Genomic DNA, 20,130 nt, shown 5'->3' on the forward strand with positions numbered 1-20,130 from the left:
TCGATTAGTTTTATGTTGTGACGAAAAGCGTCTCGAAAATGTTTCAAAAAAATAAATAAAAACATATAATATTATTTGGACCAAATTATTGGAGAGTGATCGTATGGCGAAGAAACAAAAAACTGCTGAAGACTTTATACAACATCTATATATACATATGAATGATGTCGACCATTTCGTTATTTTTAGTGGTTTATCTTTAAAGCAGTTTGTTAATGCGGTCGATCCAATACAAAACTTATTGTTACTAAAACATGATTACGAAGATGGCTTATTTAATATGAATACCCAATTTGATTTTATACCGGGTGAAGATTTGAAAAAGTTCGTTAAAGAAATGGCCGATACAAAGAGTGATTTATGTTTTGTCGATTTTTTAAAGGAAAAAGATTTAAACAATTTAACACCGCTTGAACAAGCAGAGTTACTATATATTGGACATAAAAAAGAGCCAATTCATTCGCCATTTTTCGCGAAACTGTCAAATCGATATGTGTATTATTCTTCTTTGAATGACAAGACAACCAAAATTTATTTCCGTTTTCTAAACGACTATGAAGCCCTAGTTTCTAATGTATATAATTCATTAATTAAAGAAAAAGAAGGAAACGGTAGTTTTTGGCGAAGAAAATCAAAAGAAGCTATTCCTAAAATAGATCCACTTGTTTTAAAAGCTTATCGCCCATTTATAAAAGAAGGTGCTTTGTTGTCCCTTTATAAAATGGAGAAACCGAATAATTGTTATGGAATTGAAATACGAACATTATCGGATTACGATTATGCTGATGAAGTATGGGACGATTTAAATTTTATTTTAAAACAAAGTTATGATGAATTGATTAAAATTTCTTAAAAAACTTTCTGTCCTTTTTGTTTTTGACAGAGAGTTTTTTTCACTTTTTTGCAAGAAGTTCTATAATATAGGTCATATATAGGTTTTTGTCTCGTTTTATGATTCTTCATAACATCCTGTGTTAAAATAGAAATACTCAATTTTTGGAGGTCAAGTAATGAAAAAGCGAATAGGTTTATTATATGGAGGGAAATCTGCAGAGCATGAAGTATCACTTTCAACGGCTACAGCAGTTTCTAAAGCAATAAATTATGATAAGTATGAAGTGCACCCAATCTACATTACATTAGATGGGCAATGGCTTAGAGGACCTCAATTAACAGAAGCAGTTGAATCTGCAGAACAATTACAATTTACAAAAAATGATGTGCAAGAAAATAACATAACTGAGTTTATTTTAGACCAAGGAAAACAAGCGCAATTTGATGTTATCTTCCCTCTACTTCATGGTACGAATGGTGAAGATGGGACAGTTCAAGGGTTATTAGAAGTTTTAAACTTCCCTTATGTTGGGAATGGTGTGTTGGCTTCTGCTGCTGGTATGGATAAAGTTGTTATGAAACAGCTATTTGAAGTGGCTGGATTAAAACAAGTGCCATTTGTATACTTTATTCAACATGAATGGAGCAATCAACAAGAGAAAATATTAGAGCAATGTCAAACAGAGTTAACTTGGCCAATGTTTGTAAAACCTGCAAACTTAGGATCAAGTGTAGGTATTAGCAAAGCAAATAACATAGAAGAATTAAAAAAAGCAATTAATTTTGCATTCCAATATGACCGAAAAGTGCTTGTTGAACAAGGTATTAAAGCGCGTGAAATCGAGATGGGTGTATTAGGAAATAACGATCCGAAAGTTTCGGTTGCAGGCGAAATCAAACCAATGACAGAATTCTACGATTATGATTCGAAATATAAAGATGGTTCAACAGCTTTAGTGATTCCGGCAGAAATTCCTTCGGATGTTGAGGCGACAATGAAAGATATGGCGATTCGTGCCTTTAAAATTTTAGATTGCGCGGGTATTGTACGTTCTGACTTCTTTGTAACAGATCAAAATGAAATTTACATTAACGAAGTAAATACGATGCCAGGGTTTACTCCGGTAAGTATGTATCCTCTTTTATGGCAGCATACAGGTGTTAGTTATCCAGAGCTAATTGATACACTAATTGAATTAGCAATTGAACGTCATTCAGAAAAACAACGATTACAATATAAACGAGATTAGAGTGGGCGAATCATGAAAAAAACGTTAAAGGAAATTGCAGATTGGTTAGGCATTGATTCAGGTAAGTACTCAGACGAAGTGGTTACCGGAATATCGATTGATACAAGAACACTTAAAAAAGGTGATTTATTTATTCCTTTCCACGGTGAAGCGGTAAATGGTCATAAATTTGTACAGCAAGCCTTTGAAAAGGGTGCTGCTGCTGCTCTTTGGTTAAAGGACGAACCGAATCCTCCAAAAGATAAACCGATATTATTTGTTGATGATTCCGAAATCGCATTACAACAAATGGCTCGTAAATATCGAAATGAACATAAAGCAAAGTTTATTGGTGTTACAGGATCAAACGGAAAAACTTCCTCCAAAGATATTTTAGCGAGTATGCTTGAACCATTTTATAAAGTTCAAAAAACGATTGGGAATTTTAATAACCAATTAGGCTTACCAATTACAATTTTATCCCTTGATGAAGATACAGAAGTTGCGGTTCTGGAAATGGGGATGAGTGGTTTTGGTGAGATTGAGTTTTTATCAAATTTGGCAAAACCTCACTATGCGATTATCACAAATATTGGTGAAGCCCATATGCAAGATTTAGGTTCGCGAGAAGGTATTGCAAAAGCGAAGTTCGAAATTATTAAAGGCCTTCAATCAGATGGAACGTTATTCTTCGATGGAGATGAGCCATTATTACAAAGTCTGGTAGCTAAAACAACGAATCTAAATAGCAGAGCTTGTGGATTTAGCAAAGACAATGATTTATTTGCTACAACTATCGAAACAACAGATAAAGGTAGTCAGTTTACTGTTAGTGGCGAAATCAATGGTGAATTCTTTATACCAGTATTAGGGAAACATCAAGTGAAAAATGCTTTAAATGCTATGTTGTTAGGTCGTGCTTTAGGACTTACAACGGAACAAATTAGAACTGGTTTAGCCCAAGTAAAACTAACAGATATGCGCATGCAATTAGTTTCTACAGAAAATGGTCCATTGTTTATAAATGATGCCTATAATGCTGCTCCTACTTCAATGAAAGCAGCAATTCAATTTGTTCAAGCAACTACTATAAGAGATGATAAATGGTTAGTTCTTGGAGATATGTTGGAGCTAGGAGAAAACGAGGAGCAATTCCACAAACAACTTTCGGAAGTCATTGACGCAAAGGAAATTTCTAAAGTATGTTTATTTGGCCCTCGAATGAAATGGCTTTATGAACAATTGTTAAATTCGTTCACAAAAGATGACTTAGTTTATACGGAGAATGATTATGATGTAATTGTTCAAACTATAAATAACTATGCGAGTAACAATTCGTTAATTTTATTAAAAGGTTCAAGAGGGATGAAACTAGAAACAATCTTAAAATCATTCCAATAACTTTGTGAGGTGTCTATGGATCATAGACACCTCGTTTTTAATATGAGCCTTAAAGGGAGTATGGAAAATGAGTGTTGGAGTTTTAATGCTACATGGGTTTTCAGGTGGACCTTATGAAATATCGCCATTAGCCCAATACATAGAAGAGAAAACGGGGTGGGTTGTTGAAACACCAACATTTACAGGGCATGGGGAATCTGATGCACTACATTTAAAAGGGTATATAGCAGAACATTGGTTAATGGATGCGGAGATTAGTTTCCGTAATTTATCCAAAAAGGTGAATGAGGTAATTGTTATTGGATTTTCAATGGGTGGTGTCATTGCATTATATTTAGCTAAACGCTACAAGGTGAAGCAGTTAGTGTTGTTAAGTGCTGCGGCAAAATATATTGCTCCAGCACAATTACTTAAAGATTTACGTTTAATAGCAGAAGATGCCATAAGAGGGCAACTAAAAGATAATGAATTATTTAAACGGTACGAGAACAAACTAAAAAATGTACCTGTAAGTAGCACTGTTCAATTTATGAAAATAGTAAGGCAAGTTGAACCTTATATTCGTACAATCAATGTCCCAACATTTATCGTGCAAGGCCAAGAAGACGGTATTGTTCCTTATGCAACTGCCCAATATTTATATGATGAATTACCTACAAAAGAAAAGTATTTATTTTACTCAGAAAAAGGGAAACACCATATTTGTTATAGTGATGATTGTCTCGTATGGTACCCAAAAATATTGGACTTTATGGAAGGTAGGGATGTTTTTATAGGAATATAAATCCAAAATAATAATAACATTTTTGACAACTAGAGCATTATCGTTGCAATGCGGTTATGAGCCATGATAGACTATGTAAAGCAATGGATACATTTTGTGCGAGGCTCTTCTCATAACTGAAGAAGAGTGCTTTTTTTTGAATTTAACGGTTTTATTCTATTTAGTATTGTAGATAACAGAAGATGTAGAATCAAACCGCTCGGCAAAGACCGGGCTTTCCTTTTCATATAGTATCGCTCTCTGAAAATACAGAGTTTTATTAAGTAACGGAAACGTTCCAAACTTAGGCCCTTAGTTTGCCGCATTTCATCTGAAAATGTAACCATTTGTCAACTTAATGGAAAAAAGGAGATTGAAGAGTTTGACAAATTTTTCAGAATTAAATATTAGCGAATCGACATTACGTTCATTAAAACGTATGGGATTTGAAGAAGCTACACCAATCCAAGAAGGTACAGTTAAGTTTGCTTTAGAAGGCCGCGATATTATTGGGCAAGCACAAACAGGTACTGGTAAAACTGCAGCATTTGGTATTCCACTTATTGAAAAAATTGACCCAAGTAATCCAAATATTCAAGGGTTAATTATCGCTCCTACACGTGAATTAGCAATCCAGGTGTCTGAAGAACTTTATAAAATTGGATACGACAAACGTGTAAAAATCTTGTCAGTTTACGGTGGACAAGATATTGGCCGCCAAATTCGTGCATTAAAAAATAAACCACAAATTATTGTTGGAACTCCAGGGCGTATTATTGACCATATTAACAGAAGAACATTAAAACTTGAAAATGTTCAAACGCTTATTTTAGACGAAGCAGATGAAATGTTAAACATGGGGTTCATTGATGATATCAATGCAATTTTAGAATATGTACCAGAAGAAAGACAAACATTACTTTTCTCGGCGACAATGCCTCCAGCAATCCGTAAAATTGCTACTAACTTCATGAAAAATCCTGAAGAAGTTAAAATTAAATCAAAAGAAATGACTGTTGAAAATATCGATCAATATTTTGTGAAATCACAAGAACGTGAAAAGTTCGATATTTTATCTCGTTTATTAAACGTACATCAGCCAGAACTTGCGATTATTTTTGGTCGTACAAAACGTCGTGTTGATGAATTATCACAAGCACTAAGTCTTCGTGGTTATTTAGCAGAAGGAATTCATGGTGATTTAAGCCAAGCAAAACGTATGTCGGTATTACGTCAATTTAAAGAAAATAAAATTGATATCCTAGTTGCTACAGACGTTGCTGCACGTGGTCTTGATATTTCAGGAGTAACTCACGTTTATAACTTTGACATCCCACAAGATCCGGAAAGTTATGTTCACCGTATCGGTCGTACAGGTCGTGCTGGGAAATCAGGTCTTGCAGTTACTTTCGTAACACCACGTGAAATGGGTTACTTACGTATTGTTGAAGAAACAACTAAGAAGCGTATGACACCACTTCGACCACCTACAGAATCAGAAGCTTTAGCTGGTCAACAACAGCTATCAATGGAAACGTTAGTTGAAATTGTACAAGCAAATGATTTAGGTGATTACCGTATTCTTGCTAATGAATTATTAGAAGATTATGATGCGATAGATTTAGTTGCTGCAGCGATTAAGTCATTAACAAAAGAACCGGATGATACGCCTGTTACAATTTCAGAAGAGCGTCCATTACCAATGCGTAAAGAACGTTCTTCAAGCCGTAGCGGTGGAGGTCGTCGTGAAGGTGGACGTCGTGACTTTGGACGTGGTAGCCGTTCTGGTGGTGGTCGCCGTGAGGGTGGCCGTCGCGAAGGTGCACGTCGAGAAAGCGGACGCCGTGAAGGAGACCGCAGACGCACAACTCGTACACGCCGTGAAGATTAATTTTATATAGTAAAAAGGGGTGTCTAAAAGTGACACCCCCTTTTTCTGCTTATTACTTCTAAGGTAATCGCAAAGAAAAAAGCTCTGTCTCAAAATGTATTTTTTCAGACGGAGCTTTTTTCTTTGAAACAATTTTCTGTGTGATTCGTATAAAATGTAAAGAGAAGAGGTGTGAGCTTTGAGAAATGAGTTGATGTATCATATTCCTAAAAAGGGTCTAACGGTTTGGCGCTTGTATGGATTGTTTAACACGTTGTTTTTACTAATCTTAGCAGGTGTTGCAAGCTTTCTAACCTATAAGTTTGATTGGCCAATATTTATTTATTTTATCGCGGGGGGTATTGTAGTACTTTCTGCAATTACATTGATATGGCTATTTCCTAATATTCGTTGGAATCATTGGCGTTATGAAGTGCGTGAACATGAAATTGAAATTCAAAGTGGTTTGTTTGTTGTAACTACTACTTTAATTCCAATGGTCCGTGTTCAACATGTTGATACAGCACAGGGACCAATATTAAAAAAATACGATTTATCTAATATTTCAATATCAACTGCTGCAACTACACACGTCATTCCGATGCTTATAACGAATGATGCAGATCAACTACGTGCACGTATTTCAGTCTTAGCAAGGGTGGCTGAAGATGATGTCTGATAACCGTTTTAAATTGCATCCAGTGACGACAATCATTAATTTTGTAAAGGGGTTAAAAGATTTACTTATCCCGTTTCTAATTATTTTTGCGGCAAATGGCTTTAATTTATCTTTTAATCCAAAAGAAGAAGGTTTTTGGGCTGAATTAATACCGTTAGCAGTTATGACGATTTTAACAATTTTATATTTATTTAACGGGATTATTAAATGGTGGACATTTGTTTATTGGTTTGAGGATGATGAATTACGAGTTAAGTATGGCTTGTTAGTAAAAAAGAAACGATATATCCCTTTTGATCGAATACAAAGCTTTAATTATAAAGAAGGGATATTTCATCGAGTATTTGGACTTGTGCAAGTAATGGTGGAAACAGCTGGGAGCACAGACGGTAAGCCGGAAGTTATTTTAACCGCAATTACAAAAGAGGCAGCAAATCAAATTGAACAAGTAACCCGTAAAGTTAAGCAAACGAAAATGGAAGGCGTACTTGAAGATGAAGATGGAGTAGACATTTTAGAAAAAGATTCCAATGATCATCAGCAACGCATTATCTTAAAGATGAAAGTAAAAGATCTCATTATTTTAGCTTCTACCTCTAATGGTATCGGAGTTGTATTAGCAGGGGTAGCGGCAGTATTGTCTCAGTTTTCGGAATTTATCCCATATGAACGGATATTCGAGGAAGTTTCATCATTGATTAAATTTGGTGTTGTTGTTGTAGCTATAACAATCTTTGCGGCCTTATTTATTGCTTGGCTAATATCTGTCATCATTACATTTATTAATTATTATGATTATACGGTTATCGAAGAAGATGAGCGAATTACTATCACAAGAGGGTTATTAGAAAAGAAACGAATCACAATCCCGTTAAATAGGATACAAGCGATTAAAATTATTGAAAGTCCATTAAAACAAATATTTGGCTACTCATCTGTAGTCGTTGAGAGTGCGAGTGCAGGATATGGAGAGAAAGATAAGAAAATGACTCTTTTTCCACTCATTTCAAAAAGGGAAGTGTATAATACGTTACGCGACCTGGTGCCAGCATTTGAATGGGAGCAACCCCTTACAAAACCGCCAAAGAAAGCAAAACCATTTTTCTATCGAATCGATTTTCTTTGGTTAGTACCTATCATTGCTTTAAGTAGTTACTTTTGGTTCCCGTATGGGTTATTATCGATTTTAATTATTGTTCCTGTTATTTTAATAGGTTTATGGCAGTATAAAACAACAGGATTTGCTATAAAAGGTAATCAATTAACGATAGTTTACAGAGGTATTAGCAGAGTAACATTCGTTGTTGAGAAAAAGCGCATTCAAGCTATGCAAAGTAAACAAAGTTATTTTCAAAAAAGGAAGAACATTGCTTCAGTCCAGGCTACCGTCATGTCAGGCATGACTGGAGCTACTGCTAAAGCAGCTCATTTAAATGTGCATGATGCTGAACAGGTATTGCTATGGTTTGAAAAGGGAGTGTCTGAAAAGACTTTTTGAGACGGGCCAATGCGACGAGGATAGTGGTAAATCTACTTCTTAAGGGAAATTTTATAAGAAAAAAGGGGGCTAGCCAAAAGAATTTACTTTTTGGAAGCCCCTTCTTCGTTATTGCAACTTATACTTTTCCAACATCGTTAAATTGTGAAGAGAACGATCGAATCTCGGTGAAAGCACAGGGACAATTACTTTTTTCGCCAACGTACAATTCTTTTTGGAGAAAAATAGGATAAACCTATTAAGAAACCAGTAACTAATCCACCTAAGTGGCTGGCAATATTAACGTTTGGTGATAAAAAGGTAATGATTACACTGATTACTACTAATGGCATAATAATTTGTTTTAGCTGTGGCATTGTTCGACGTGTGTAATAAACAAGAGCAGAAAATGCGCCAAAAATACCAAAAATTGCACCACTAGCTCCTACACTTGCATAAAGCGGATCTTGTGTGACAACTGTTGCTACGTTACCGAATATTCCTGCTAATAAATAGATTGTAATAAACCGAGCTTTCCCTGCAATCTTTTCTAATTCAGGTCCGAATAAAAATAATGAGAACATATTAAATAAAACATGAATAAAGCCACCATGTATAAAGACAGAAGTAATGATACGCCACCACTGTCCTTCGCTAATTAAATAATTAACGCTCATCCCTGCATAAAAAATTAAATCCCCAAAAACAGGTAGAATCGTTAAAATGTAAACTATGAAATTAATAGCGATAATGGTTGATACTATTGGGTAAAGTTTTAGAAATTGTTTAAAACTTTCTGTACGTATAAACATAAATCCACCTCAATTTAATCTAATTATACATGCTAATTAAATAATAATAAAAGGAGAACATCCATATGATAATAAAAGGAATAGGTTTAGATATAGTTGAAATTGCGAGAATTGAAAAAGCAATAGAACGTTCAGAAAAGTTTCAACAACGTATTTTATCTGGACGGGAGTTGAAAATATTTAACCAATTATCAGAAAAACGTAAAGTAGAATATTTAGCGGGGAGGTTTGCTGCCAAAGAAGCGTATTCAAAGGCAAATGGGACAGGTATAGGAAAGGACTGTGAATTTCATCAAGTAGAAGTGCTGAATAATGATTTAGGGAAGCCGGTATTATACTTTAATGAAAAATTAGTGAGTGGACATGTTAGTATCACACATTCAAAAGACTATGCAGCTGCACAAGTTATACTAGTTGAATAAATTTTTTTGCAGTATTATTTGTGAAGTTGTCCAAAAGTGATAGCATAAAGTTAGACAACCACTCATATATTTGACGTATCTGAGCTCAAAGTAGAAGAAAGGATGGAGTTTTGCGACACAAATTAATCACTTTTATTGTCATGTTGTTAAGTGTTCTAGTACTTGCGGCTTGTGGGGAGGATTCACAGGAGGAAGTTTTAAAGAATTTAAATGACAAATGGAATGATGTAAAAGGGTACGAGCTTGATGCCACAATGGAAATCAAAACTGGTAATGAACCGCGTGTTTATGATGTAAACGTTTGGCATACTCAGCCAGATTTCTACCGCGTGAAAGTAACGCAACAAGGTGAAGACGTTACTCAAATGATCATCCGAAATAAGGAAGGCGTATTTGTTGTCACACCTTCTTTAAGAAAAACGTACAAGTTCCAAAGTGAATGGCCAAAACAAAATAGCCAAGCCTACCTAATTGGCGCACTTGCAGAGGATTTATTAGCAGATGATAAAGTGGAAATGAAAGAAGATGAAAAGAACTATATCTTTACTGCAGCAACAAGAAATAATCATAAGAGCATTATGCCGACACAAAAAATTACAGTAGATAAGAAAACATTATTACCGAAATCAGTCTCTGTATTAAATGAGGCACAAGAAGAACAATTACTCATTACGTTCAAAAATATTGATTTAGGTATGCAACATAAAGAAAGTGAATACGCTGTAGAGAAGTTCACAGACGACTCTGAGGATAAGAGTACAGCAAGTGCAGAAGCTGAACCAAGAGAATTCGAAACATATTATCCAGTTCTAGATTGGGATAGCACAAAATTAGTCGATGAGAAAACAGTTTTAGAAAATGATATCGAACGTAAAATTCTTACATTTGAAGGGGACAAATCCTTCACACTCGTTCAACAGCCAATTGTATATGATGAGGAATCGACTCTTCCTGTATTTGCACCAGGAGATCCTGCTGATTTAGGATTTACAATCGGTGCTATTACAGATAATTCAATTAGTTGGGAACGGGATGGAGTATCCTTCTTTATCGCGTCTAACAATTTAACAAAAGAAGAAATGATGGAAGTAGCTGCTTCTGTTACATCTGGCGGATTAAAATAAATTATTTTGTTGGACGGCGATAAAAAAATTAATTAATTTACTATTAATCATAGTTTTAAAAATTGTAAAGAGGGTAAAAAGATAATGCAAAACACACAACACTTCCGTCCAACAAAAGCCATTATAGATTTACGAGCAATTAAAAAAAATGTAAGTCAATTAAAAGAACATTTACAACCAAATGTTCAAATTATAGCAGTAGTTAAGGCAAATGCTTACGGGCATGGGGATGTAGAGGTAGCGCGAGTTGCACTTGACTCTGGTGCGACAATGCTAGCTGTTGCTACACCGGAAGAAGCGCTTCATCTTCGTAAGCATTTCCCTAACACTGAGATATTGATTTTAGGTTATGCACCTGAATCATTTGCAACATATGCAGCAAATGAAAATATCACTTTAACAGTTTACTCAAAAGATTGGGTTAAACAATTGGATACACAATCATTTACAAAGCCATTAAAACTACATATTAAAGTAGATACTGGCATGGGTAGAATAGGTGTTACCTCAGTTGAAGATTTTTTAGAGCTTCATGAAGTAATTAGCTCTTCTTCCAACATAATTGTTGATGGTGTATTTACCCATTTTGCTACTGCTGATGAAGAAGCTGAAGAGTATTTTAATCATCAAACTCAACTTTTCAAGCACTACATCTCTTTAATACCAAAACCGCGATTAGTACATGCTGCTAATACAGCGACAATGCTGATAAAGGATGCTAGTCTTCAATTTGACGCAGTACGATTTGGTATTTCTATGTATGGTCTTGCACCTTCTACCTATGTTAAAAACAAATTACCGTTTCCTTTGCATACTGCGTTCTCATTAGAGACTGAATTGATTGAAGTTAAACAAATTCAAACTGGGCAATCTGTAGGGTATGGTGCAACATTTACAGCAACAGAACCGTCTTATATTGGGACACTCCCAATTGGATATGCAGATGGGCTAATTCGCCAACATAGTGGACAACACGTATTAATTGACGGCATTCGAGTTCCGATTATTGGGCGAATATGTATGGACCAATGTATGATATTATTACCAACTGCATATAATATAGGTGAAAAAGTAACTTTAATTGGAAGTCAAAAGAACGAAGAAATAACAATAGATGAATGGGCTCAGAAAGTAAATACGATTAACTATGAAATTCCTTGTATTATTACTAGTAGAGTTCCAAGAATCTATCATACGAAATAAGAAAATTCGACAAAATCTCCAACAAAAACCGTTATAATTACACAGTTTGCTAGATTTTTTATTTAGCTATCTTTTCAACATGTCATTTAAATGATAGAATGAGATGAGATATGAGAAATGGGACGGTTTTTGTGGAGGTGCTTGTTTTGTACGCGAAAAAAGTTGAAAATGTGAAGGAAGTTGAGTTCATTCCTCAAGAAATGTTAATGGAATATCATTCACTTGAGCAAAAATCTGGAGGCAAAGAGAATTTTGTATATATCTCGTCTCGCAGATTATCAACGCACAAGCAACCAAATCAAATACGGGAAGCTTTAATGAAAGGCTATGTGGAAATGTCGCAAATCAATCTATCTATATGTAGCGAATGCCTACATGTAGAATATGAAGCACAGCATATGGTTGAGCGTCTCGTAAGCGGGAGATGACATTTTTGATTGTGAAACGAGGGGACGTTTTTTTTGCAGATCTCTCACCGGTTGTGGGATCTGAACAAGGCGGTACTAGACCCGTATTAATCATTCAAAACGATATTGGGAATCGATTTAGTCCAACAGTAATCATCGCTGCAATTACTGCGCAAATTCAAAAAGCAAAATTACCGACACATGTCGAAATCGATGCGAAAAAATATGGTTTCGAACGGAACTCTGTAATTTTGCTTGAACAATTGCGCACAATTGACAAGTCAAGACTAACTGATCGCATAACACAACTTGATGATGAACTGATGGAAAAAGTAGATATAGCTTTAGAAATAAGTTTAGGCTTATTAAAATTTTAATACATAAAAAATAATTAAAACACTTTCCATAATTTAGATTATGGTGAGTGTTTTTTTCTTTGTATAAAAGTACATATTTGGCGATTTTTAGAGGCTCTAATCTAGTTTAAAGTATTTCGTCTACCTAATCAGTTATCAGAAAATTTGCTCGATAGTTAAATATTGTAATTGATGGAATGTTATCTTATAAGCTATATTAGAGATATTAGATTGAAAATACATAATTTTACTAGCTAGTAGTTAAAACAGTATTTCTAATTTAGTGGAGGTGCAGTATGGATAGTAAGTCGACAGTTGAGATTATAACAGAATTGGATATCGTAGCTGCACGTCGACTTGGTCGTGATAAAGCAAGAGAAATTGGATTTAATAAAGTCGATCAAGCAAGAATAACAACGGCTATTAGCGAACTAGCAAAAAATATATTTTTATATGCTCATGTCGGAAAAATCGTAATAGAAAAGATAGAAGTAAACGAAAAAACTGGTATTGGGATAACTGCAATAGATAGAGGTCCGGGGATACAAGAGGTAAGAAAGGTTTTAGAGGATCGATATCGTACTCCAGACAGTGTGGGAGCAGGTTTGCCCGCTGTAAAAAGATTAGTAGATTCAATTAATATTCAATCTAAAATTGGTTTGGGAACAAAAATTAAAGTTGTTAAATGGCTTAATCAGGGGTGAAAACTTGAATAAACTAAAAGCTCAGTATAAGAGGATTTTATCTGACTATATTCAAAGCCAAAATGAAAGTAACTTGTATATCGGTCAAAACTTTATTAAACAACTAATTCAAAAGAATTTAACTCCAGAAGATGTAATAGATATACATAAACAAGCAATAGAAGAAATTTATAACGATTTACCAGAATCAATGTTACATGCATATGATTTTTTAATCGAAGTGATGGTACATTTTGGTTTGATGTTTAAAGAACACCAGAGTCTCTTAATAAAACAAGAAGAGATTCGAATAGAAATGGATGTAGCAGCAAAAATTCAGAATCTATTATTAGAGACAACAATTCCTAACCCAAAAGATTTAGATATCGGAATGGTTTCAGTACCTATCCGAAAATTGAACGGAGATTATGTACATTTTATGCATAATCAAAATTATTTTAGTGTTGCAGTAACGGATGTTGTAGGGAAAGGGGTCCCTGCAGCACTTTGTATGTCCATGGTAAAGTACGGGTTAGACACATTAGAGTATGCGCGGAGTAACCCATCATATGTTTTAGAAGTGTTAAATAATATCATCGAAAAAAGTGTAGATGACAGTATGTTTGTTTCCCTATTTTATGGGCGTTTTGATTTAGAGAATAATATATTTACATGGAGTTCTGCTGGCCACGAACCGGCACTTTACTATAATTCAACAGAGCAAACTTTTTATGACCTTGAAACAAAAGGATTGTTATTAGGCATTTTACAAGAAGTAAAGTACAACCAACATGATATAAAATTAAACGATAATGATTTTTTAATATTAATGACAGATGGGGTAACAGATTTTCGCGAGATGGAGGAATTTGACTCTAGAGGTTATATAAAAGATCTGGCACTGTCAATTAGTCATTTAACTGCACAAGAAATGTGTGAAGTTATCTATGAAAAATTGCAGGAACTACTAAACTTCAATATAGAAGATGACTTTACAATTGTTGTTATTAAAAAATAATATATTTAAACTTTAGTAGGTTTAAATCTTATTTGATAGGGAAATGTATTATAGGTATTGATGGGAGGTACCCAAAGTGAATGTAAGTGTGCAGTTTCGAAAAAATGATAATACTTTACAAGGTTTTGTAGAAGGTGAGCTTGATACTTATACTGCGCCAATGTTACGAGAAGAGTTAGATTCTATTCAGTTATTTGAAGGAATGTCTATTGAACTTGATCTTTCTAATGTTCGTTATATGGATAGCACTGGTCTAGGGGTTTTTGTTGCCTTCTACAAAAAAGTAATGAAACAAAAGGCTAATTTAAAATTGGTAGCATTATCTAGTAGACTTGCGAGATTATTTGAAATTACAGGCCTAAGTGAATTGATGGAGATCGAATCAGTTAAGAAGGTGTGAATAAATTAATGAGAGCATTTGACTACATTGAAATTAGAATACCGGCAAAACCGCAGTATGTCAGTGTTATTAGATTAACGATTTCTGGAATGGCTACTAGAATAGGGTTTTCGTATGACCAAATTGAAGATTTAAAGATTGCTGTTAGTGAGGCTGTTACAAATGTAGTACAGCACGCCTATCAAGGTATTGAAGACGGTGAAATTGTTATTGGGAGCGCACTGTATCCTCATAAAATCGAAGTAATGATTTCAGACTTTGGAAGCAGCTTTAATTTTGAAGAGGTTAAATCGAATATAGGACCATATCGTGATTATGAGAACGTCGAGCTCATACGTGAAGGTGGACTAGGGTTGTTCCTAATGGAGACGTTAATGGATGAAGTGAGGGTGAATAACGAAGGCGGAGCTACTGTTTTCATGACAAAGTATGTCACGAGAGAGCAGGTGGGAGAAGATGTCGAACAAATCTCAACTTGAATCGACAAGTAGTACTGAAGTTTACAAGTGGATAGAGCAATATCAAGAAACACAAGATGATATTGTTCTAACCAATCTTGTTTTACACTATAAAACTTTAGTAGAGTCAATTGCAAAAAAATATTCATATGGTAAATCGCATTATGAAGACATTGTACAAGTAGGTATGCTTGGTTTATTAGGAGCAGTACGAAGATTCGATTTATCTATAGGGAAAAGTTTTGAAGCGTTTGCAATACCAACTATTGTTGGTGAAATTAAACGTTTTCTACGAGATAAAACATGGGATGTCCACGTCCCTAGACGAATTAAAGAGCTTGGTCCAAAAATAAAAGAAGCCGTTGAAATATTAACAAATAAATTACAACATTCACCGGCTATTCATGAGATTGCTACATATTTAGAAGTTAATGAAGAAGATGTATTAGAAGCGATGGAAATGTCGAGAAGTTATCATGCATTATCGATGGACCATTCAATAGAATCAGATACTGACGGAAGTACGATTACCTTATTCGATATTATCGGTAAGGAAGATGATGGTTTTGAAAAAGCAAACCGTAGATTAGTTGTATCGAAAGCAATGGATGTTTTAAGTGAAAGGGAAAAAAGTATTTTAAAATTAACATATTTGGACCAATTAAGTCAGAAGGAAGCTGGGGATTTACTAGGTATATCTCAAATGCATGTTTCTCGTATACAACGAAAGGCAATCAAAAAATTACAAGATGCAATCGAAATTAGTACAGGAGTTTCATAATTAACACTATACAGAACGTGTGTAATGTATTATCAAAATACTGAAGATTTAAAGAAGTCTGCTTTTTTAGTAGACTTTTTTATTTGTGACAGAAATCATCCTTGTTAGATTAGTGTTTGCATGTAGAAGTTCCCCTTTTGTCTACTCACAATAGTCATCGATAGTAGAAATTGTTATGTAGATGGTAAAATAATAATAAGATATGTGAAAGGTAGTGGATTAATGATTGATTCAAAATTGCTCCAATTAATTGCATCAAGTACATCGGTAAAGCCATCCCAGGCGGAGGCAGTAATTAAGCTATTAGATGATGGAAATACGGTTCCATTTATTGCTCGTTATCGAAAAGAGGCAACGGGTTCATTAGATGAAGTACAAATAAAATCAATAGAAGACCGCTATCATTACATACAGCAACTAGAACAAAGAAAAGAAGAGGTTCTTCGATTAATTGAAGAACAAGGAAAGTTAACAGAAGAATTAGCGGCTGCAATTAAAGCGGCAACAGTATTGCAACGAGTTGAAGATCTATATCGACCATATAAGCAAAAACGTAGAACGAAGGCAACGATAGCAAAAGAAAAAGGACTAGAACCATTAGCTGAAGAGTTGTTAAAGTTCTCTAAAGAGAGTGTTGAAGAGTTCGCATTAACGTTTGTCAATGAAGAAAAAGGTGTAAACAATGTAGAAGAAGCTATTGCAGGGGCAAAAGATATTTTAGCGGAATCCTTTGCAGATGATGCTAGTATACGTGAAAAGCTTCGAAATCTTTCACGGAGAGAGGGTCGTATTATAACGACTGTTAAAGAAGCTGAAAAAGATGAAAAGAAAGTTTTCGAAATGTACTATGAATACGAAGAACCTGTAAAGCAGATTGTACCTCATCGTACACTTGCTATTAACCGTGGTGAAAAAGAAGATATAATAAAAGTTTCTATTCAAGTACCTGTAGATAAAGTGCTACAAGTTATGGAAAAAGAATGGATTCCTCAAAATTCAACTTCTCCATCTGTAACTCATGTGAAAGAAGCGATTGAGGATAGCTATAAACGTTTAATCCAGCCGTCTATTGAACGAGAGATACGTAATGAATTAACGGAAAAGGCGGAAGAACAAGCGATTCATATTTTCTCAGAAAACTTACGTAGTCTTCTACTCCAACCACCAATGCGCGGAAAGATGGTATTAGGGGTGGACCCGGCCTATCGTACGGGATGTAAACTTGCAGTAGTAGACGAAACAGGAAAAATGTTAGAAGTAACAGCTATATACCCGCACCCACCAAAGCCAGATGTTGAAAAATCAAAATCGATCATTAAATCTTTATTAGATAAATATCCAATCAGTATAATCGCTATTGGTAATGGTACTGCCTCACGAGAAACAGAGCAATTTATTGCAGATGTCTTAAAAGAAGTAGAAAGAGACGTTGCTTATGTAATTGTTAATGAAGCGGGTGCTTCTGTTTATTCTGCATCTGAGGTAGCACGTAACGAATTTCCAGATTTACAAGTTGAGCAACGTAGTGCAGTTTCGATAGCTAGAAGGTTACAAGATCCGCTTTCTGAGCTGGTAAAAATCGATCCAAAAGCAGTTGGTGTAGGCCAATACCAGCATGACGTTTCACAAAAAAAATTAGCAGAATCTTTAACATTCATTGTAGAAACAGCAGTAAACCAAGTAGGTGTAGATGTAAATACTGCATCCTCTTCGCTATTACAATATGTATCGGGCTTATCGAAAACCGTAGCAGAAAATATTGTTAAAGCTCGTAGTGAAGGTGGAAAATTTACTTCACGTGCTCAATTGAAAAAAATACCACGCTTAGGTGCAAAAACTTATGAACAAGCTATAGGGTTCTTACGTATACCAGAGGCGAAAAATCCACTAGATGCTACAGGAATTCACCCAGAGAGTTATAAAATAGCGGAGGATATCTTATCTGCTGCTGGATTAACAAAAAAAGATGTGGGAACTAATAAATGTGAAGAAGCACTGAAAGACGTAAATATCAAAACACTAAGTGAACAATTAGGAATCGGGGAAGTTACAGTTAAAGATATTGTGGATACTTTAATGAAACCAACTCGTGATCCACGTGATGCATTCCCTCAACCATTATTAAAGACAGATGTTTTAAAAATGGAAGATTTAAAAGTAGGAATGGAATTACAAGGTACTGTTCGAAATGTAGTGGATTTTGGTGCTTTTGTAGATATTGGAGTGAAACAGGATGGTCTTGTTCACATTTCGAAGTTACAAAAACGCAGAATTAAACACCCACTTGAAGTTGTATCGTTAGGTGACATTGTAACAGTATGGGTGGAAAAAGTGGAAGTGGATAAAGGGCGCATCTCATTAACAATGATTACTCCTGAAAAACAAGAACAAATATAAAATTATATTGAACTATATAGTGTCATATTATATAAAACAAGTGAAGGGAAGTTAGCCATTCTCTATCACTTGTTTTATTCTTAATGTATCAATAGGCTGTATCTTTTTTAGGAGGGATAATATGTCTGACCAAGAATTACAGCGGCTAGTAGAAAAATTATCATTAGAAAAGTTTGCAGTTCCTTTTTTACATAAAGCCTATTTTAACAAACGACTAAGAACAACTGGTGGACGCTATCTTTTGAATAGCCATAATATTGAATTCAATCCGAAGTCTTATGAGATTTTTGGGATTGATGAATTGATAGGGATTATATTGCATGAATTATGTCATTACCATTTGCATTTGCGAGGCATGGGATATAAGCATCGAGATGCAGATTTTCGTAATTTATTAAAAAAAGTTGGGGCTCCTCGCTTTTGTTCTAGTATTGAAGAAACTAAAAAGAAACAAATCACTGCAATACATATGTATGAGTGTTTAGATTGTAAGCAACAATATCCAAGAAAAAGAAGGATGAATATTGAGAAATATAGATGTGGAAAGTGCCATGGAAGATTGAAAAAGATTAGCAAATAAGGATCAACTTAAACTCAAAATAAAGATAGTTTTTGTAAAAATAAATTAGAAAAAAGTATTGCATTTTAAATGTAGATGTTATAGAATATTTTTTGTCACTAGTTCTTAGTGCTTTATTGAATAGAAACAAACTTGTTTGTACATTCTATAAAAGGTACTGAGATACAGCTTTGAAAAAAACTTTAAAAAAAGTGTTGACATTAAAAAACAAACACTTTAAAATAGTAAAAGTCGATGAGCTGAAATAACAATATTCCGAAGTAGCTCAGTGGTAGAGCAACCGGCTGTTAACCGGTTGGTCGTAGGTTCGAGTCCTACCTTCGGAGCCATGGCCCGTTGGTCAAGTGGTTAAGACACCGCCCTTTCACGGCGGTAACACGGGTTCGAATCCCGTACGGGTCACCAACATTTAAACTACATATATAAAACGAAAAAAAGGTCCCGTGGTGTAGCGGTTAACATGCCTGCCTGTCACGCAGGAGATCGCCGGTTCGATCCCGGTCGGGACCGCCATCGTTGGGGTATAGCCAAGCGGTAAGGCAACGGATTTTGATTCCGTCATGCCTAGGTTCGAATCCTAGTACCCCAGCCAACTTTACGAGCCATTAGCTCAGTGGTAGAGCATCTGACTTTTAATCAGAGGGTCGAAGGTTCAAGTCCTTCATGGCTCACCAGTTTAATATTTGATAACAAATAATTGCTATATTAAAGTCTTCATTGAACGCGGTCGTGGCGGAATGGCAGACGCGCTAGGTTGAGGACCTAGTGGGGGCAACCCTGTGGAGGTTCAAGTCCTCTCGGCCGCACCAAGTAGCATGCATTTAATTACTGCGCCCGTAGCTCAATTGGATAGAGCGTCTGACTACGGATCAGAAGGTTGTGGGTTCGACTCCTGCCGGGCGCGCCAAATAAAAAATAAATATATTAATAAATATGCGGGTGTAGTTTAATGGTAAAACCTCAGCCTTCCAAGCTGATGTCGTGAGTTCGATTCTCATCACCCGCTCCAATTATTTTATTATGAACATTGAAAACTGAACAACAAAACGTTAATGAATATAGTTTCTCATTAAATTGAGGAACAAATTTTGGACATCAATTTTGATGCCAGCAATTTTTTGAGCTTTATCAAATTCTTTTATGGAGAGTTTGATCCTGGCTCAGGACGAACGCTGGCGGCGTGCCTAATACATGCAAGTCGAGCGGACCTTTAGAAGCTTGCTTCTGAAGGTTAGC

Annotated in this window: 20 protein-coding genes, 8 tRNA genes and 1 rRNA gene; 28 read left to right on the top strand and 1 reads right to left on the bottom strand. The window is 35.2% G+C overall.

Annotated features, from left to right (window positions below; translation table 11 throughout):
* Window positions 1-103: 103 nt before the first annotated feature.
* The 7 genes from D8M03_RS02705 to D8M03_RS02735 all read left to right on the top strand — a co-directional run bounded on the left by D8M03_RS02705 (window position 104) and on the right by D8M03_RS02735 (window position 8,274).
* Window positions 104-853, top strand: coding sequence for a hypothetical protein (locus tag D8M03_RS02705; RefSeq protein WP_121213137.1), 750 nt, complete (start codon window positions 104-106; stop codon window positions 851-853).
* A 157-nt stretch (window positions 854-1,010) separates the two neighbouring features.
* Window positions 1,011-2,084 (top strand): D-alanine--D-alanine ligase, encoded by a 1,074-nt coding sequence (locus tag D8M03_RS02710; protein ID WP_121213138.1) that lies wholly within the window; start codon window positions 1,011-1,013, stop codon window positions 2,082-2,084.
* A gap of 12 nt (window positions 2,085-2,096) precedes the next feature.
* Window positions 2,097-3,464: a UDP-N-acetylmuramoyl-tripeptide--D-alanyl-D-alanine ligase gene (locus D8M03_RS02715; RefSeq protein ID WP_121213139.1), complete on the top strand. Its 1,368-nt coding sequence runs from the start codon at window positions 2,097-2,099 to the stop codon at window positions 3,462-3,464.
* Window positions 3,465-3,531: 67 nt separating this feature from the next.
* Window positions 3,532-4,248 carry an alpha/beta hydrolase gene (locus tag D8M03_RS02720; RefSeq protein ID WP_121213140.1) on the top strand — a complete coding sequence of 239 codons (717 nt, stop codon included), beginning with the start codon at window positions 3,532-3,534 and terminating at the stop codon, window positions 4,246-4,248.
* Window positions 4,249-4,609: 361 nt separating this feature from the next.
* Window positions 4,610-6,118, top strand: coding sequence for a degradosome RNA helicase CshA (gene cshA, locus D8M03_RS02725; RefSeq protein WP_121213141.1), 1,509 nt, complete (start codon window positions 4,610-4,612; stop codon window positions 6,116-6,118).
* A 193-nt stretch (window positions 6,119-6,311) separates the two neighbouring features.
* Complete coding sequence (locus tag D8M03_RS02730) at window positions 6,312-6,776, top strand: PH domain-containing protein (protein ID WP_170148370.1); 465 nt, start codon at window positions 6,312-6,314, stop codon at window positions 6,774-6,776.
* The gene (locus D8M03_RS02735; protein ID WP_342768779.1) at window positions 6,766-8,274 is read left to right on the top strand and encodes a PH domain-containing protein; all 1,509 of its coding nucleotides are present in this window, start codon (window positions 6,766-6,768) and stop codon (window positions 8,272-8,274) included. Before D8M03_RS02730 ends, D8M03_RS02735 begins: the two co-directional genes overlap by 11 nt.
* 185 nt (window positions 8,275-8,459) lie before the next feature.
* Here D8M03_RS02735 and D8M03_RS02740 read toward each other — a convergent pair whose 3' ends face one another.
* Window positions 8,460-9,065 carry a rhomboid family intramembrane serine protease gene (locus D8M03_RS02740; RefSeq protein WP_121213144.1) on the bottom strand — a complete coding sequence of 202 codons (606 nt, stop codon included), beginning with the start codon at window positions 9,063-9,065 and terminating at the stop codon, window positions 8,460-8,462.
* A gap of 68 nt (window positions 9,066-9,133) precedes the next feature.
* Between D8M03_RS02740 and acpS the strand changes: the two genes are divergently transcribed.
* From acpS to D8M03_RS02845, 21 genes are all read left to right on the top strand, one after another.
* Window positions 9,134-9,487, top strand: a complete 354-nt coding sequence (gene acpS / locus D8M03_RS02745) for a holo-ACP synthase (protein WP_121213164.1) — start codon at window positions 9,134-9,136, stop codon at window positions 9,485-9,487.
* Window positions 9,488-9,597: 110 nt separating this feature from the next.
* On the top strand, window positions 9,598-10,611 hold the full coding sequence (locus D8M03_RS02750) for a LolA family protein (RefSeq protein ID WP_121213145.1): 1,014 nt from the start codon (window positions 9,598-9,600) through the stop codon (window positions 10,609-10,611).
* 84 nt (window positions 10,612-10,695) lie between these two features.
* A complete protein-coding gene (gene alr, locus D8M03_RS02755) occupies window positions 10,696-11,814 on the top strand; it encodes an alanine racemase (RefSeq protein ID WP_121213146.1) in 1,119 nt (372 codons plus the stop codon).
* Between the two features lie 200 nt (window positions 11,815-12,014).
* Entirely contained in the window at window positions 12,015-12,242 is a 228-nt protein-coding gene (locus D8M03_RS02760) for a transcriptional regulator (RefSeq protein ID WP_245987433.1), read from the top strand.
* Window positions 12,243-12,247: 5 nt separating this feature from the next.
* A complete protein-coding gene (locus D8M03_RS02765; RefSeq protein ID WP_097074359.1) occupies window positions 12,248-12,598 on the top strand; it encodes a type II toxin-antitoxin system PemK/MazF family toxin in 351 nt (116 codons plus the stop codon).
* Between the two features lie 275 nt (window positions 12,599-12,873).
* Window positions 12,874-13,281, top strand: a complete 408-nt coding sequence (locus D8M03_RS02770; protein ID WP_121213148.1) for an anti-sigma regulatory factor — start codon at window positions 12,874-12,876, stop codon at window positions 13,279-13,281.
* Window positions 13,282-13,285: 4 nt separating this feature from the next.
* Complete coding sequence (locus tag D8M03_RS02775) at window positions 13,286-14,278, top strand: PP2C family protein-serine/threonine phosphatase (RefSeq protein WP_121213149.1); 993 nt, start codon at window positions 13,286-13,288, stop codon at window positions 14,276-14,278.
* Window positions 14,279-14,354: 76 nt separating this feature from the next.
* A complete protein-coding gene (locus D8M03_RS02780) occupies window positions 14,355-14,678 on the top strand; it encodes an STAS domain-containing protein (protein ID WP_121213150.1) in 324 nt (107 codons plus the stop codon).
* An 8-nt stretch (window positions 14,679-14,686) separates the two neighbouring features.
* A complete protein-coding gene (gene rsbW / locus D8M03_RS02785) occupies window positions 14,687-15,157 on the top strand; it encodes an anti-sigma B factor RsbW (RefSeq protein WP_121213151.1) in 471 nt (156 codons plus the stop codon).
* On the top strand, window positions 15,135-15,917 hold the full coding sequence (gene sigB, locus D8M03_RS02790) for an RNA polymerase sigma factor SigB (protein ID WP_121213152.1): 783 nt from the start codon (window positions 15,135-15,137) through the stop codon (window positions 15,915-15,917). The genes rsbW and sigB overlap by 23 nt, the downstream gene beginning before the upstream one ends.
* Before the next feature lie 222 nt (window positions 15,918-16,139).
* A complete protein-coding gene (locus tag D8M03_RS02795; RefSeq protein WP_121213153.1) occupies window positions 16,140-18,314 on the top strand; it encodes a Tex family protein in 2,175 nt (724 codons plus the stop codon).
* A 121-nt stretch (window positions 18,315-18,435) separates the two neighbouring features.
* Window positions 18,436-18,894, top strand: a complete 459-nt coding sequence (locus D8M03_RS02800; protein ID WP_121213154.1) for a SprT family protein — start codon at window positions 18,436-18,438, stop codon at window positions 18,892-18,894.
* A 254-nt stretch (window positions 18,895-19,148) separates the two neighbouring features.
* Window positions 19,149-19,223 (top strand) — tRNA-Asn (locus D8M03_RS02805).
* Between the two features lies 1 nt (window position 19,224).
* Window positions 19,225-19,299, top strand: a tRNA-Glu gene (locus D8M03_RS02810).
* A gap of 32 nt (window positions 19,300-19,331) precedes the next feature.
* Window positions 19,332-19,407 (top strand) — tRNA-Asp (locus D8M03_RS02815).
* Window positions 19,408-19,411: 4 nt separating this feature from the next.
* A tRNA-Gln gene (locus tag D8M03_RS02820) sits at window positions 19,412-19,486 on the top strand.
* A 7-nt stretch (window positions 19,487-19,493) separates the two neighbouring features.
* A tRNA-Lys gene (locus D8M03_RS02825) sits at window positions 19,494-19,568 on the top strand.
* Between the two features lie 49 nt (window positions 19,569-19,617).
* Window positions 19,618-19,703, top strand: a tRNA-Leu gene (locus D8M03_RS02830).
* Between the two features lie 21 nt (window positions 19,704-19,724).
* A tRNA-Arg gene (locus D8M03_RS02835) sits at window positions 19,725-19,801 on the top strand.
* 28 nt (window positions 19,802-19,829) lie between these two features.
* Window positions 19,830-19,903: transfer RNA gene (locus D8M03_RS02840), tRNA-Gly, on the top strand.
* Window positions 19,904-20,031: 128 nt separating this feature from the next.
* Window positions 20,032-20,130 (top strand): 16S ribosomal RNA (locus D8M03_RS02845); the annotation flags it as partial.

Origin of the sequence: Ureibacillus endophyticus, assembly GCF_003628435.1 — a bacterium.
In the GTDB taxonomy this organism is placed as follows: Bacteria; Bacillota; Bacilli; order Bacillales_A; family Planococcaceae; genus Ureibacillus; species Ureibacillus endophyticus.

Bases quoted from the DNA above. Each gene is read 5' to 3' on its own strand.
- D8M03_RS02795 (WP_121213153.1), top strand. From the start codon at position 16,140: ATGATTGATTCAAAATTGCTCCAATTAATTGCATCAAGTACATCGGTA.
- alr (WP_121213146.1), top strand. From the start codon at position 10,696: ATGCAAAACACACAACACTTCCGTCCAACAAAAGCCATTATAGATTTA.
- D8M03_RS02715 (WP_121213139.1), top strand. From the start codon at position 2,097: ATGAAAAAAACGTTAAAGGAAATTGCAGATTGGTTAGGCATTGATTCA.
- D8M03_RS02705 (WP_121213137.1), top strand. From the start codon at position 104: ATGGCGAAGAAACAAAAAACTGCTGAAGACTTTATACAACATCTATAT.
- D8M03_RS02730 (WP_170148370.1), top strand. From the start codon at position 6,312: ATGTATCATATTCCTAAAAAGGGTCTAACGGTTTGGCGCTTGTATGGA.
- D8M03_RS02800 (WP_121213154.1), top strand. From the start codon at position 18,436: ATGTCTGACCAAGAATTACAGCGGCTAGTAGAAAAATTATCATTAGAA.
- D8M03_RS02770 (WP_121213148.1), top strand. From the start codon at position 12,874: ATGGATAGTAAGTCGACAGTTGAGATTATAACAGAATTGGATATCGTA.
- D8M03_RS02760 (WP_245987433.1), top strand. From the start codon at position 12,015: ATGTTAATGGAATATCATTCACTTGAGCAAAAATCTGGAGGCAAAGAG.
- D8M03_RS02735 (WP_342768779.1), top strand. From the start codon at position 6,766: ATGATGTCTGATAACCGTTTTAAATTGCATCCAGTGACGACAATCATT.
- D8M03_RS02740 (WP_121213144.1), bottom strand. From the start codon at position 9,065: ATGTTTATACGTACAGAAAGTTTTAAACAATTTCTAAAACTTTACCCA.
- rsbW (WP_121213151.1), top strand. From the start codon at position 14,687: ATGAGAGCATTTGACTACATTGAAATTAGAATACCGGCAAAACCGCAG.
- D8M03_RS02710 (WP_121213138.1), top strand. From the start codon at position 1,011: ATGAAAAAGCGAATAGGTTTATTATATGGAGGGAAATCTGCAGAGCAT.
- D8M03_RS02720 (WP_121213140.1), top strand. From the start codon at position 3,532: ATGAGTGTTGGAGTTTTAATGCTACATGGGTTTTCAGGTGGACCTTAT.
- sigB (WP_121213152.1), top strand. From the start codon at position 15,135: ATGTCGAACAAATCTCAACTTGAATCGACAAGTAGTACTGAAGTTTAC.